Annotated in this window: 12 protein-coding genes; 6 read left to right on the forward strand and 6 right to left on the reverse strand. The window is 35.2% G+C overall.

Annotated features, from left to right (window positions below; all coding sequences use genetic code 11):
• Positions 1 to 171 precede the first annotated feature (171 nt).
• The 5 genes from nagB to guaA all read right to left on the reverse strand — a co-directional run bounded on the left by nagB (position 172) and on the right by guaA (position 8,655).
• A complete protein-coding gene (gene nagB / locus ABEB31_RS18250; protein ID WP_347053092.1) occupies positions 172 to 2,100 on the reverse strand; it encodes a glucosamine-6-phosphate deaminase in 1,929 nt (642 codons plus the stop codon).
• Positions 2,101 to 2,498: 398 nt separating this feature from the next.
• Entirely contained in the window at positions 2,499 to 2,900 is a 402-nt protein-coding gene (locus ABEB31_RS18255) for an OsmC family protein (RefSeq protein ID WP_347053093.1), read from the reverse strand.
• Complete coding sequence (locus tag ABEB31_RS18260) at positions 2,900 to 4,951, reverse strand: PBP1 and LysM peptidoglycan-binding domain-containing protein (RefSeq protein ID WP_347053094.1); 2,052 nt, start codon at positions 4,949 to 4,951, stop codon at positions 2,900 to 2,902. Before ABEB31_RS18260 ends, ABEB31_RS18255 begins: the two co-directional genes overlap by 1 nt.
• A gap of 71 nt (positions 4,952 to 5,022) precedes the next feature.
• Complete coding sequence (locus tag ABEB31_RS18265) at positions 5,023 to 6,936, reverse strand: LysM peptidoglycan-binding domain-containing protein (RefSeq protein WP_347053095.1); 1,914 nt, start codon at positions 6,934 to 6,936, stop codon at positions 5,023 to 5,025.
• A 189-nt stretch (positions 6,937 to 7,125) separates the two neighbouring features.
• Entirely contained in the window at positions 7,126 to 8,655 is a 1,530-nt protein-coding gene (gene guaA / locus ABEB31_RS18270; RefSeq protein WP_347053096.1) for a glutamine-hydrolyzing GMP synthase, read from the reverse strand.
• A gap of 211 nt (positions 8,656 to 8,866) precedes the next feature.
• On the opposite strand from guaA, the gene ABEB31_RS18275 reads away from it, so the two are divergent.
• Complete coding sequence (locus ABEB31_RS18275) at positions 8,867 to 9,394, forward strand: hypothetical protein (RefSeq protein ID WP_347053097.1); 528 nt, start codon at positions 8,867 to 8,869, stop codon at positions 9,392 to 9,394.
• Between the two features lie 151 nt (positions 9,395 to 9,545).
• On the opposite strand, the gene ABEB31_RS18280 is transcribed toward ABEB31_RS18275, so the two are convergent.
• Positions 9,546 to 10,256 (reverse strand): hypothetical protein, encoded by a 711-nt coding sequence (locus tag ABEB31_RS18280; RefSeq protein ID WP_347053098.1) that lies wholly within the window; start codon positions 10,254 to 10,256, stop codon positions 9,546 to 9,548.
• A 389-nt stretch (positions 10,257 to 10,645) separates the two neighbouring features.
• On the opposite strand from ABEB31_RS18280, the gene ABEB31_RS18285 reads away from it, so the two are divergent.
• The 5 genes from ABEB31_RS18285 to ABEB31_RS18305 all read left to right on the forward strand — a co-directional run bounded on the left by ABEB31_RS18285 (position 10,646) and on the right by ABEB31_RS18305 (position 15,033).
• On the forward strand, positions 10,646 to 11,569 hold the full coding sequence (locus tag ABEB31_RS18285) for a DnaJ C-terminal domain-containing protein (protein ID WP_347053099.1): 924 nt from the start codon (positions 10,646 to 10,648) through the stop codon (positions 11,567 to 11,569).
• Positions 11,559 to 11,864, forward strand: coding sequence for a chaperone modulator CbpM (locus ABEB31_RS18290; protein WP_347053100.1), 306 nt, complete (start codon positions 11,559 to 11,561; stop codon positions 11,862 to 11,864). Before ABEB31_RS18285 ends, ABEB31_RS18290 begins: the two co-directional genes overlap by 11 nt.
• Positions 11,865 to 12,013: 149 nt before the next feature.
• Positions 12,014 to 12,400 carry a RidA family protein gene (locus ABEB31_RS18295; RefSeq protein ID WP_347053101.1) on the forward strand — a complete coding sequence of 129 codons (387 nt, stop codon included), beginning with the start codon at positions 12,014 to 12,016 and terminating at the stop codon, positions 12,398 to 12,400.
• Between the two features lie 241 nt (positions 12,401 to 12,641).
• Positions 12,642 to 13,895 carry a voltage-gated chloride channel family protein gene (locus ABEB31_RS18300; RefSeq protein ID WP_347053102.1) on the forward strand — a complete coding sequence of 418 codons (1,254 nt, stop codon included), beginning with the start codon at positions 12,642 to 12,644 and terminating at the stop codon, positions 13,893 to 13,895.
• A gap of 133 nt (positions 13,896 to 14,028) precedes the next feature.
• Entirely contained in the window at positions 14,029 to 15,033 is a 1,005-nt protein-coding gene (locus tag ABEB31_RS18305; RefSeq protein ID WP_347053103.1) for a DHH family phosphoesterase, read from the forward strand.
• Positions 15,034 to 15,035: the final 2 nt, after the last annotated feature.

A 15,035-nucleotide genomic window follows, 5' to 3' on the forward strand; every position in this document is an offset into this window, starting at 1 on the left:
AACTGTTTTCAACCATGTAAGTAATGTAAGCACATCTAAACAGTACGCTTAAATGAGCTTTACGATTTAAGTGCATATCAAACTTAAATTTACTTACATGACTTATATGGTTTAGACTATTTTACTTTTATTCAAGATCTTAGCGTCTTAGACACTTACTATCTAAGAAACTTAGTAATGCCATCTCACAAAAGCTTCCATCGCTGCATAAGTTGCTAAACCTAACTGATGGTATAAAGCTGCCGTTTCACGGTTTCTGTCTTCGGCTCTTTGCCAGAATTCACGAGCGTCTGTTCCCTGGAACACAACTCCATCTTTTTGAGATTGGTGTTTGAAGATTCCATGACGTTTGGCCAAAACCTGATCCGGACTCATCGGTACTGCCATTTCAACTTCGTCAATTCCCCATTCCTGCCATGCACCACGGTATAACCATAACCAGCAGTCGTTCATGAATTCTTTTGGTTTTAGAATTTTAACCGCTTCAAAAATAGCATCCAGACAAACCTTGTGAGTTCCGTGCGGATCTGCCAGATCTCCCGCAGCGTAAATTTGATGTGGTTTTATTTTTTCAATTAAATCTACTGTTAACTGAATATCTTCTGCTCCAATTGGTTTTTTCTCGATTGTTCCTGTTTCATAAAAGGGCAATTCCATAAAATGAATCTGTTCGTCCGGCAAACCAACAAAATGACTTGTTGCTCTCGCTTCTCCTTTTCTAATTAAACCTTTAATGTAGCGTACTTCCGGAATATCTATTTCGCTGTTTTTTTTGTTTTCCAGGAAAGTTTGTGCTTTCTGATAAATATTGTCTGCTTCCTCGCTTTTGATTCCGAATTTCTCATTGTAATCAATCACAAATCTCGCGAAACGTAATGCTTCATCATCCGCTACAGCGATATTTCCAGAAGTCTGATAAGCAACATGAACTTCATGACCTTGCTCCTGCAAACGCATAAAAGTTCCTCCCATACTAATTATATCATCATCAGGATGCGGACTGAAGATCAATACGCGTTTTTTAGCAGGTTCTGCTCTTTCTGGACGGTTTGAATCGTCTGCATTTGGTTTTCCGCCCGGCCAGCCCGTAATTGTATTTTGTAATTTATTGAAAATCTTAATATTTATATCATAAGCAAGTCCGAATTCTGCCAAAAGATCGCTCATTCCATTTTCGATATAATCGGCATCTGTAAGCATTAAAATTGGCTTTTTAAGATCTAATGCCAATCCTAAAACCGCTTTACGGATTAATTTGTCTGTCCATACAATTTTCTCAACCAACCACGGCTTATTAATTCTGGTTAATTTTGAAGAAGCTTCTTTATCTAAAATAAAAACGGCATTATCATGCTCCTGTAAAAAAGACGCAGGGACTCTGTTGGTAACTTCATCCTCTACTGATCTTTTTACAACATTTGCTTTTCCTTCTCCCCAGGCCAATAAGATTACACGTTTTGCCTCCATGATTTTTTTAACCCCAAGAGTAATGGCAGTTCTTGGTGTATTATTTAAACCATAAAAATCTTTACTGGCAGCAACTCTTGTAATATGATCTAATGCTACTAAACGTGTTTTTGAATTTTGAAGTGAACCCGATTCGTTAAAACCAATATGCCCGTTTCCTCCAATTCCAAGAATCTGAAGATCAATTCCTCCCAAAGCTTCAATCTTAGCTTCATATTCATGACAATAATCGGCAATTTGCTCTTTTGTTAAAAGACCGTCGGGAACGTGAGCATTTTCAGGTAAAATATCAACATGATCAAACAAAAGTTCCTTCATGAAACGAACATAACTGTTGATCGAATTGGGTTCCATTGGATAATATTCATCCAGATTAAAACTAATTACGTTTTTAAAACTCAAACCTTCTTCCTTATGCAAACGCACTAACTCTGCATACAATCCTTTTGGAGAAGAACCTGTTGCCAAACCTAAAATACAAGGCTTGTTTTCTTTTTGCTTCTGCTGAATTAAAGCTGCAATTTCTTTTGCCACTTCTTTGGAAGCTTCGCTTGAGTTTTCAAAAACAACTGTATTGATGTTTTCGAATCGCTTTTCGAAACCTGTTGCCTTGTCAATTTTACTTTTTAACATGATATATTAATTTTATTTTGTTGTAAGCTTCGACTTTAATTACACCCTATGCATTGTTTATCAACACATTAAAAGAATGATTTCCATTAAAGAATAAAAAAACTGCAATCAATTATATAAAGATAATTCCTTTTTTCAATTCTTCAGGATTTTTATTCGTGCTCAAATTCTAAAGAGATAAACAACTTTAATATGTTGCAAAATTTATTGTAATCGATGCATTTTTTTTGCAAATATACGCAAAATTAAAATTGAAAAATATAATTTATATAGCAATTTGCAAATTTTTTGAAATATTTAAGTAATAATTTGCAAATTTTATTCAGGCATTAAAAAGTAATTCCATAAAAAAACCATCAGTTTCCTGATGGTTTTTTAATTAAATATAATTTAAACTGTTATTTCCAGTTAAAAGTGATTTTTTTTTCTATTTCACTGCTTAAACTTAAAAATACAGGACATGTCATTGCCGCTCGTTCCAGAATCGTTCTGCTTTTTTGTTCTGCAACACCCGTCATCTCAAAAACAACTTCGATTGCTCCAATTCTTCTTGGTTCTGCGTTCATAATTTTTGTTACTTCGGCAGTTGAACCTACAAAATCAACCTCCAGATCACGGGCTTTAATCCCCATAATTGTCATCATGCAGCTCGCTAAAGCATTGGCAACAGTATCTGTCGGAGAAAAAGCCTCTCCTTTTCCGTTATTGTCTAATGGTGCATCAGAGATGATCTCGCTTCCTGACTGCACGTGAATTGATTTTGTTCTTAAATCGCCTAAATAGGTTACTTTTGATGTCATTAGTTTGCTACTTTTAAAGTTAAGTCACTGTCGTAATATAAGATATACACACCTTTATTAGCGTGCCCGCCGTCTTCTTTTCTATAATATTGAAATTTATTATCTACTTGCTGCGTTGTCATCAAATCAGCTGTTTCCTGAAATGTTTTTCCTTGCACCAAACGCATCATGGTATCAAAAGTTACATCAAATCCTCTGGTTGCATAAGTTGTTGGGTTCACTTTATTTTTCAGACGGTATTGTTTTTCATAAATTAAAACCGGCTGTTCGTCGCTTTCTCTTGTTACAGAAGGATACATCAGTTTCAATTTAACCAGATTTTCAAAATTAATTTCATCTGTGTCTAATGTACTGTTTGGTTCTAAAATTACCAACTGCACCTGACATGTTTTTTGCGAATCCAGCATTGCTTTAATCGTAGCTTTAATCATGGCTGTATTGGCTGTTTCCATGACAACATAATTCATGCGGTTTGGCATCAGTAAACTTTTTAAATTAGCTGCATCGAGTCCGCCTGTTTCCGTTAAAGAAGCAAATGCAACACCTCGCTGGTTTTGTTTGATATAGTTGATAACTGATTCTTTTTTCTTGTCCACAACGGCAACAATATTTCCGTTTTTAGCGCGCATATAATCAAAAACTGCATTTTTAACCACATCAACAGAAGGAACAGATTGGTATAAATTGTCAATCGGATTTGCGCTGTCTTTTGATAAAGGAGAAATCACCGGAACATTATACATACGTAGGGTATTTGCAGCAGATTCAGCATTATTTTGATAAAACGGTCCAATTACCGCATCGGCATCCTGAAGTTTACTTGTTAATCCCGACACATTTGAAGTTGTCTTAGTTTCCTGAGAATCATAAATTACAACATCAATTGGTAATTTTAATGTTTTAGCAGAATCGATTGCCATCATAGCTCCCGAATAAAAATCTAAAGTCATATTTAAGAACTTATCATTTTTAATTCTGTTAGCCGTTCCCGCAGTATCATTTTGCACTTTAGCCATATTGAAAGGCAATAATAAAACGACTTTTTTACGTTCGTTTGTCTTTTTCTTTGTCAGTGCTACCACTTCCGCATTATTTTCTTCAGATTCGACCCTGTCTACAATCTTAATACCGCTTCCGGTATTTTCAGCAGGTCTTTCTGTATTTCCTGCCGGTTGTTGCGCTACTACAATTGGTGCCGGTGCTAAATATCCTGTTGGAACTTTTATAACCATTCCTTCTTTTACCCCTTCAGAAAGTGACGGATTTAAAGAAGTTAGCTCCTCCTGAGATAAATGAAAAGTTCGTCCCAGACTGTAGAAAGTTTCTTTCGGTTTAACCTGATATTCCATATAAGTTACTGCTTTCTTAGAAGTTTCAGCAGTTTTTTTCGTTTCGACAGGCTTGGCAGCAGTGGGAACACTGTCTGTTTTTGGAGCTGTACCTTTTATCGTAAGTCGGTAACCAACTGGTAAGCTCGCAACAATTTCAGGATTACGCTTTTCTAACTCCTCAACAGAAATATTATACTGTTTAGCAATTCCAAATTTGGTTTCTTTCGGCTGAACGTCATGAAAAACATATTTTTCAGCCCCTTTTTCCTTGACAGCTTTTGCAGCAGCTTTTGGTTTTGATCCTTTAGCAGGAATCACCAGTTTCTGCCCAATCTGAACTCCTGTTTTCTCCAAGTTAGGATTTGCTGCTTTCAAAGCTTCATCAGAAATGCCATATTTATGTTCGATACTGTAAAAAGTCTCTTTTGGCTGCACTTCGTGAATAATTTCTTTTCCCGAAGATACGACCGCTTTTGGTTCTGCAGCAGCTTTTTTAGTTTCTGCATTTTTTGTCGGAATCAACAATACCGTATTCGGAGGCAAACTCGTTCTTGCATCCGGATTTAACTGGTAAATATCATAAGGCGTAACCTTAAATTTCTGCGCAATCTGATTAATGGTTTCACCACTTGAAACTTTATATTTCACTACTTTTTCCTGAGAAAAAGCATTAAAACTAATAAAGAATACAAGAGTCAATAATGTTAAATAATATTTCATAGTATGGCTTAAAACAATTTAATTTCTAATTCAAAAGCAAAATTCGAGCCGTTTGTTCTCTTCATCAAAAATTACCTCAGATCAATTTCTACTTTGGCAATAATGATTTCCTTATATAACTCATCTTCTTCTTTTTTCTTGCATTCGTAAAGCACTTCTTCCATGTTTTCAAATTTATCAGCATAAACATAATAGGAAAGGCTGTTAATATTAAAAAAGAAACTCGCCTTAAAAGCGCCGGAATCAATGAGTTTCATAATCTGTTTATCTCGCTCGACTGCGTCTGTAAATATACCTAAAACTAAGTAATACCCGTTTGAAACTTCTTTAAGATTATCATAAACTTCTACCTTTACCGTTTTATCAGAGCGTAACGGATTGTCTTTCAGTTCTTGTTTCATTTCTTCTAAAGAAATTGTTTTCGAATTTCCGGCAGGATTTATTTTCTGTTGTTTTCTTACTGCTTCGTCCTGATATTTTTGCAATTTAATCAAAGCCAGTTTATCATCAAATTTTCGGGCTTCCATACTATAATAAGAAGCTTTGCTAATATGCCTTTTTACTTCAATTTTTTTCTGAATGTCCAATGAATCTATTTTTGCGATCAAAAGCTGATTTTGGGCATCGCCCCTCTCCTGCTCTGTTTTATAACGTTTAATTTCTTCTAATGATAAACGCTGCTGTAAAGAATTTGAATTTTTGTTTTTTTCGCTTTCGCGGATTTTCTTCTTATATTCCTGATTTTCTTCTACTGCAATTCGCTCTACTTTATTCATCAGACCGGCGTAGGCTTTTCTGTTTTCAGCCAGTTCTTTTTTCAGCTGAGAAGATAAGTTGCTGGTTTTATTGATTCCTTCAAAAGATTGTTTTTCGAGTCTTTTTGATTCCTCTACATTCAAAATATCCATTTGTTTCAATTCCTTCAAATCACTATTCATTGTCACAACCAACGAATCTAATTTTGCCATTAAAATATCCTGGACATTTTTGTTGGCTTCTAAAACCAAACGCAATTTCTCTACCGAATTTTCTTTAGAACCGTTCATATCATTTAGATTCACTTTCAAATCATTAATTTTTATAATTTTCTGATTCATTTCTTTCTGCACGACAAGACGGTCTTTTAAATCTTCTATTTCAACTGTTTTGGCTTTTGTTTTCTCAACTACAACTTGCTTTTCGGCCAAAGCCAGCATTAGTTCTTCGCTCTCATTTGCCGGTTTTATTGTTGCGGTATTAATGGCTAATTTGTTTCCCACAATTAGTCCGTTCACGATTTCGGGATTCTGTGATTCTAACTGGTCAATTGAAATACCGTATTTTTTTGCAATGGAAAATTTTGTTTCTTTTGGTTCAACAACATGAAAAACAGTCTCCTTATTAATGACACGAACCCTCCCGTCCAGCGTTTTTCTTTTATTCGGAATTGCAATGTGCTGACCAATCTGTAATCCGTTTAACAGCAAATCTTTATTTAATTTTTCTAAATCCTCTACCGAAACATTATATTGTCTTGCAATACTGAACAAAGATTCTTTTGCAATAACCTGATGTGTTACTTTTGACGAAACAGCACTTTCTGATTTTGAAGTGTCTGAATTTTGAGGAATTACCAATTCCTGACCAATCTGAAGTCCGCCGTCAAGAGTTTCCTGATTTGCATTTTGAAGTGCTTCTATAGAGATGTGATATTGTTTAGAAAGTCCAAAAAGAGTTTCTTTGGGCTGTACAATATGTTTAAATTCTCTTTTTTGATTTGCTGCTTTTTCCGCATGAACAGGAATCTTAATAATCTGATTATCCTTAATTCCGTTTTGAGAGTCGGGATTAAGTTTGTAAATCTCATCGATAGAAACCTTATACTTTTGGGCGATAAAATAAGCAGTTTCTCCTTTTTGAATTTGATGCTCAATAATTGAATCTTGTGCAGTTATTTTGTTAAAAGACAGAATAAACACAAGATAAATCGTTAAAAGTTCTCTCATAAATAGTAGGTTATAAATTTTAGGGCTTTACAAATGTAACTTAATTTTAAAAATGACACTATTATTCCCTCTATGTTTGTTACAACTTATAACACTATATGGTTTCTCCCAAGGAAAAAATGTTTTCAGCTTATTTCTAAACAAAAAAAATGCCCACAAAGTGAGCATTTTATAATTTAAAGCAGTATTTTATTCCCACTCAATTGTTGCAGGTGGTTTTGAACTAATATCGTAAACGACACGATTTACACCTTTTACTTTATTGATGATATCGTTAGAAACTTTCATAAGGAATTCGTAAGGTAAGTGAACCCAGTCAGCAGTCATACCATCTGTAGATTCTACAGCTCTAAGCGCTACTACTTTTTCGTAGGTACGCTCGTCTCCCATTACACCAACGCTGTTTACAGGAAGCAAAATAGCTCCGGCCTGCCAAACTTTATCGTATAATCCCCATGATTTTAATCCCTCGATGAAGACAGAATCTACATCTTGTAATATCTGAACTTTCTCTGGTGTAATATCTCCCAAAATCCTGATTGATAATCCTGGTCCCGGGAAAGGGTGTCTTCCTAATAATTCAGGATCTATTCCTAAAGTAGCCCCAACTCTTCTTACTTCATCTTTAAAAAGCATTCTAAGCGGTTCTACAATTTTTAATTTCATATAATCCGGCAATCCCCCCACATTGTGGTGTGATTTAATTGTAGCCGAAGGTCCTTTTACCGAAACAGATTCAATAACGTCCGGGTAAATAGTTCCTTGTGCAAGCCATTTTACGTCTTCTAAAAGGTGCGATTCGTCATCAAAAACTTCGATAAACACACGGCCAATAGTTTTACGTTTGGTTTCAGGATCACTGATTCCGGCTAATTCGCCAAGGAAACGATCTCCTGCATCAACTCCTTTCACATTTAATCCCATTCCTTTGTATTGATCTAATACATTCTGGAACTCATTTTTACGTAAAAGTCCGTTGTTTACAAAAATACAATACAGGTTCTTACCAATTGCCTGGTTCAATAAAACGGCAGCAACGGTAGAATCTACCCCTCCTGATAAACCCAAAACAACCTTATCGTTTCCGATTTTCTCTTTTAATTCTGCTACCATTTCTTCAACAAAAGCATTTGGAGTAAAATTTTGAGGAACTTCAGCAATTTTTACTAAGAAGTTTTCCAGCATTTTTGATCCGTCAGATGAATGATAAACCTCCGGATGATATTGAATCGCATAAGTAGTTTCGCCCTCAATTTTATAAGCGGCATATTCTACGTCATGAGTACTTGCTAATTTTACAGCATTTGTTGGCAGACCTTTGATACTATCGCTATGAGACATCCAAACCTGACTGTTTTCTGAAACGCCTTCGAAGAAAACTTCATTCTCTTTAATATAAGATAAATTGGCTCTTCCGTATTCTCTTGTATTTGAAGCTGCTACTTCTCCGCCGCTGAAATGCGCTAAATATTGCGCTCCGTAACAAACGGCCAGCATTGGGAGCTTACCTCTAATTTGCGATAAATCAGGGTGAGGCGCATCTTCTCCACGAACAGAGAAAGGACTTCCTCCTAAAATTACGGCTTTATAACTTGATAAATCACTTGGAATGTGATTGTAAGGAAAAATTTCGCAGAATATATTTAATTCGCGAACTCTACGCGCAATAAGCTGTGTATATTGCGATCCGAAATCTAAAATAAGTACGTTGTGTTGCATGCGCAAAAATACTTTTTATATTTTAAAATGAAAAATTGGAAGTATGAAAAAATTACATTTTTTTTATACTTCCGATTTATAAGATACTAAGCTGCTAAGATTCTTAGTTCCTAAGCTAGAAAAACTCAGATCTTAGCAGCTTAGAATCTTAAATAAAAACCAAAAGATTTTTGTTTTCGTATCTGTAGAAAAACCCATTATAAATTTAACTATGAAATCAAAACTTATTGTACTGACAGTTGCTCTGTCTCTTTTTTTAACTTCCTGTGATGCGGTAGACGACTTATTATCGTTTTCTATATCAAACAGTACATCAATCAAGATTAAAAGTACCTCTCCAATCAATCTGCCATCAGAGATTATCACTCCGGATGTTACTACTAATTCCTCTTCTGAATTTGAAAATAATAAAACGAAGGCCAGTCTGGTAAAAGATGTGAAAATCAGATCGCTGAAATTATCAATCGCAGATCCTTCTGATAAAACTTTTACTTTTTTAAAATCGATTCACTTATATATTTCCACAGGCAATTCTGAAGAAATAGAACTTGCTTATCAGGACAATATAAATGTGTCAACAAACACCATAGATTTAATTTGTACCGATAAAAAACTGGATCAATATATAAAAGCGGATAGTTATAAAATAAGAACTCAGGTAACTTTAAAAGAAACTTTAACCAAAGATGTAACTGTAAATGCAGCTATGAAGTTTAAGGTTACTGCAGATCCGTTTTAGTTAATAATGCCGAGGTACGAAGTAACAAAGGTACAAAGAAACAAAGGTACAAAGGTACAAAGGTAAAAGAAGTGTAAATACTTTGTCCCTTTGTACCTTTGTACCTTTTTTACTTTGTACCTTTTTTACTTTGTACCCAGCGCTAAAAGCGCTACTCTTTCGTTACCACAATCGACGCCTTAAATCCTGCTGCGAGGTTATCCCAATAATCGTTTGTAACTAAGGCGCCTTTGTCGTCGTAGACTTGTATTTCTGCTGTATTTCCGCCAAGGGTACCAATATTTAAGGCTTCAAAATCTAATTTATTAAAACCGGTTGTAAGGTTTATTTTGACCTGTTGAAAATTCGAGTCTAATAAAAGACGGTCCCTAACCACAATATCATTGGAGGATACTTTTACTAAATCACCGTCAATTGCTCCAAAGTCACGGAACTTGACAATAAAAAATTCTGATTTTGTTTTAAAATCTCCCAGCGAAATATTTCTTTTTACTAATACACCGCGTCCTTCGCGTAAACCGGCATCTTTTAAAGCCCGATCCAGATCTTTCTCCATTTTTGCAACATATCTGTCGCCCGGATTTGCAAAATCGGTTTCGGTAGACATTGTAAATTTGCTCTTTTCTTCACCAATCTGAAATTTCGATTTGGGAGTAATGGTTGTATTTTCAAAAACATTCGGAGTTTTGATTCCGGGAATGTCTGCGGTTTGTCCTGCCGGATTTTTAACTTCCGGAATTGGTGTTTTCTTCGGCTTTGCGCTAAACTTTGGTGCTGCAATAGGTTTGTATTTAGTACCAAACTCCTGAGCTGATACTGAAACGGCAGTGAAAAATAATATGAAAAATAAAATGTGCTTCATTGAAAAAGTATTTATCGAATCGGCTTTTATAATTAATATGAAATCAAAATCAAGCTTTACAAAAATAGCATAATTTGATTAGCAACTACAGCTTTAAGACTTTTATAACATATAATTAAGCTAATATTTGGAATCAAAAAACCTGCCATTATTTTTTTTCGAAAAATAAATTCCAGATTAAAATTTGAAAACTAACATTATACGATTATACAATTAACTGCTTCAAATTATAAAGAGGAGATTTGAGTAGATTATACTTTATAAAAGAAAATCTGTTTTGTGTTCGCGATAACGAATTGTCTTATTTGTCTTGTGTATTTATATTTTGAAAATCACCAGATTATTCTTAACTTCAGGACTTTATTTTACATTTAAAAATCGCACTAAAAATGGACTATATAGACTATTATAAAGCATTAGATGTTACAAAATCTGCCACAGAAGGAGAGATTAAAAAAGCATATCGAAAACTGGCGAGAAAATACCATCCGGATTTAAATCCGAATGACAAAGAAGCAGAAAAAAAGTTCAAGGAAATCAACGAAGCCAATGAAGTTTTGGGCAATCCGGAAAATCGAAAAAAATACGATAAGTACGGAAAAGACTGGAAACACGCCGATGAATTTGAAAAGGCAGGTTACGATCCCAATCAGCAACAGGGCAGACAGCAAAGCAGCTCACAATATTCCGGAGGCGATTTTTCCGGCTTTGGCGGGGATTTTTCAGAAAGTGATTTTTCAGATTTTTTTAATTCTATGTATGGAGGCGCGAGGGGCCGTTCCCAATCCAAATACAGAGGTCAGGATTTTAATGCGGAGTTAGAACTGGATCTGGCATCGGCCTATACTACGCATAAACAAAATTTGACGGTAAACGGAAAAAACATCCGAATTACCATTCCTGCCGGAGTAGAAAACGGTCAGGTTATAAAAATTCCAAATCACGGAGGTCCCGGTGCAAACGGCGGACCAAACGGCGATTTGTATATCACTTTTATTATTTCTAATACTTCATGTTTTAAACGCGAAGGTAATAATTTGTATGCCGACGCTCCCTTAGATCTTTATACTGCGGTTCTAGGCGGCGAAACTTTTATCAATACTTTTGATGGAAAGGTAAAAATTAAAGTTGCACCGGAAACCCAGCCGGGAACAAAAGTAAAACTGAAAGGGAAAGGTTTTCCTGTTTATAAAAAAGAGAATCAGTTTGGTGATTTATACATAACATATACCATAAAAGTTCCAACCCGATTATCAGAAAAAGAAAAAGAATTATTTCAGGAACTGGCAAAACTAAGAAATCATGAAAAATAAAAATTTAATCCAGATCAAACAGTTTTGTATTTATCACGAAATTGAAAATACTTTTATTACCGAATTGAATAATTATGGTCTGATACAGATTATTGTGGAAGAAAATGATGAATATCTGGAACCTGAGCAGCTACCTGCGATTGAAAAAATGATTCGCATGCATTACGATTTAAAGATAAATCTGGAAGGAATCGACGCGATTGCCCATCTTTTAAATCGCATTGAAACTTTACAGCAAAACTTAAATACAGCGCATAACAAACTGCGTATTTACGAAGAAAGGCAATCCGAATAAAAATTTAAATATCACAAAAAAGCTTGATTTCCGAATTGATTTCAAGCTTTTTTTAATGACTGTAAAAAGCATAATTCTTAAATTGCGTCCTCTTAATTAACCTGAATTTGCTTTTACAAACCTTAATCAAATTCGCAAAAAATATAAAAATGAAAAGAGAAAACATCTTAACCGGATCGCCTTGGGAAGACAAAATGGGATATTGCCGCGCTGTAAGAATTGGTAATATCGTTGAAGTTTCCGGAACTGTAGCTATTGTTGACGGCGAAAAAGTAAAAGCAGACGATGCTTATGCTCAGACTTATAATATTTTGGAGCGGGTTGAAAAAGTATTGGAAGATTTGAATGTTGGCATGAAAGACGTGATCAGAACCAGAATTTTTACCACCGACATTTCTACTTTTGAAGAAGTTGCCAGAGCTCATGCTTCTTTTTTTAAAGATATAAAACCAACCACAGGATTTTACGAAATAAGTAAACTGGTTGCTCCTGAATATTTAGTTGAAATTGAGTTTACTGCTGTAGTGCAGGAATAAATTTCTTTTTGCCACGAATTACACTCATTTTCACTAATTTCTTGTCGGTTATCTTCTGAGCGGAGCCGAAGGCGCATGAGGAATGGGCTTCGACTCCGCTCAGCCTGACATGAGATCCCGACGAGCCTGACATTAGATTTGATAACTTTAAATTGAAAAGATTTTTTATTCTTCTTAATTAATGCAAATCAAATTCGTGTAAATTTGTGAAATTCGCGGCAAATCAATTTTAAAATTATTAATGACCATTCAAGACCCAAAACAATTATTGCTTAGTATTTTCAAATGGATACTCATTTGTACTTTGATTGGCATTTTTTCTGGTTCTGCATCGGCTTTTTTTTTAGTTTCTTTAGAATGGGTTACAGAATTTAGAACCAATCACAACTGGATTATCTGGCTTTTGCCTTTCGGCGGATTGCTTGTTGGTTTAAGTTATTATTATTGGGGTGAATCTGTTGTAAAAGGCAATAATTTACTGCTCGAGGAATACGAAAATCCCAGAAAAACAATTTCGTTTAAAATGGCACCTCTAGTGCTTTTAGGAACTTTAATTACGCATTTATTTGGAGGTTCTGCAGGACGTGAAGGTACGGCAGTACAAATGGGCGGTGCAATTGCCGATCAGTTCACCAAAATTTTCAAACTCGATACGCCAGAACGCAAAACTTTAATTATTCTCGGAATCAGTGCAGGATTTGCCTCTGTTTTTGGAACGCCTCTTGCAGGTGCAATATTCGCTTTGGAAGTCCTATATTTTAGTAAAATTAATTTCAAAAGCATTATTCTGTCCTTTCTTGTAGCGCACGTCGCGTATTTTACGGTAGAATTGTGGAAAGTAAAACATACTCATTACAGCATTCCGATAATTCCGGAAATTACTTTTACCTCTCTTTTTTACACTATTCTTGTTGGGATCTTGTCCGGATTTGCCGCTTTATTATTTTCCAGAAGCACTCATTTTTGGGGATCACTTTTTTCAAAAATCAAATATCCTCCGTTAAGACCTTTTATTGGCGGTATCTTTTTAGCCGTTGCGATAGCCGGTTTCGGATTTTACAAATTCTCTGGCTTAGGAGTTCCCATAATTGCTGACTCTTTTTCGAATCCAAATCCATGGTACGATTTTTTGCTTAAAATTCTTTTTACCGGATTTACCTTGGGAGCCGGATTCAAAGGCGGTGAAGTAACGCCGCTGTTTTTTGTTGGCGCCACATTAGGAAGTGCTCTTTCAATTGTAATTCCAATGCCAATTGCGCTTTTGGCCGGAGTCGGATTTGTCGCTGTATTTTCTGGCGCGACGCACACCCCGATCGCCTGCACTATTATGGGAATGGAATTATTTGGAATTGCTCCCGGAATCTTTATCGCGATCGCCTGTGTAGTTGCTTATTTTTGCTCGGGCCCTGTCGGAATTTACAAATCCCAAATTGTAAAAGGAGCGAAATTTAAATTGTACCAAAAATTTCATAAAAAAGAACTCGAGAATCTTTAAACTTACATTTGATACCAACTACAATTAAGTTAAGGATTGAAAAGCAACATCAAAAAACTTGCCCATTTCCGGTTAAACACCGAATTCTAAAATTATTTCAGCATTACATTAAAAAAATGTAAATTCGCAAACTATGAAAATACAAGATATTCAGGCGGTTCAATTATTACTCGCTACCCCAAAGAAAATTGCAATCATTCCTCACAGAGGACCAGATGGCGATGCAATGGGCTCTACATTAGCTTTATACCACTTTTTAATAAAAAATAATCATCAGGCGACAGTTATTGCTCCAAATGATTTTCCAAACTTTCTAGCTTGGCTTCCGGGATCTGAAACAGTAAAAATATTTGAAAAAGATACCGAAAACTGCACCAGAATTCTAGAAGAAGCAGAAATCGTTTTTACACTGGATTTTAATGCCTTTCATCGTACAGGTGAAATGGAACATACATTAAAGAAGTTATCGGCAACATTTATCATGATCGATCATCATCAAAAACCCGATGATTATGCCACTTATATGTATTCTGACACGGCATTTGGATCTACTTGTGAAATGATTTACAACTTCATAGATTTTTTAAACAAAAGAGAAGATCTGGATAAAACTATTGCGACTTGTATCTATACTGGAATATTAACCGATTCAGGTTCATTTCGTTTTCCGGGAACAACAGGAAATACACATAGAATCATAGCCGAATTAATTGATTTGGGAGTTGAAAATACCCAAATTCCGGTTTTACTATTTGACAATAGTTCGTACAGCAGATTACAGTTATTGGGTCGTGCTCTGCAAAACATGAAAGTTTTTGAAGAACATAATACTTCATACACCACCCTTACTCAGGAGGAATTAGATTCTTTCCAGTATGTTAAAGGTGACACAGAAGGAATTGTTAATTATGGCTTAAGTATTAAAGATATCGTTTTTACTGCTATTTTTATTGAAAATAAGGAAGAGAAAATAATCAAGATTTCATTTCGTTCACAAGGCGGTTTTGATGTCAACCAGTTTGCACGCGATCATTTTAACGGAGGCGGTCACAGTAACGCTGCCGGCGGAAGATCTGATGCCTCAATGGAAGAAACAGTTAAGAAATTTGAAGATTTAGTAACAAAACTAAAATTATAGTC

This window comes from Flavobacterium olei, assembly GCF_039749035.1.
Taxonomy (GTDB): Bacteria; Bacteroidota; Bacteroidia; order Flavobacteriales; family Flavobacteriaceae; genus Flavobacterium; species Flavobacterium olei.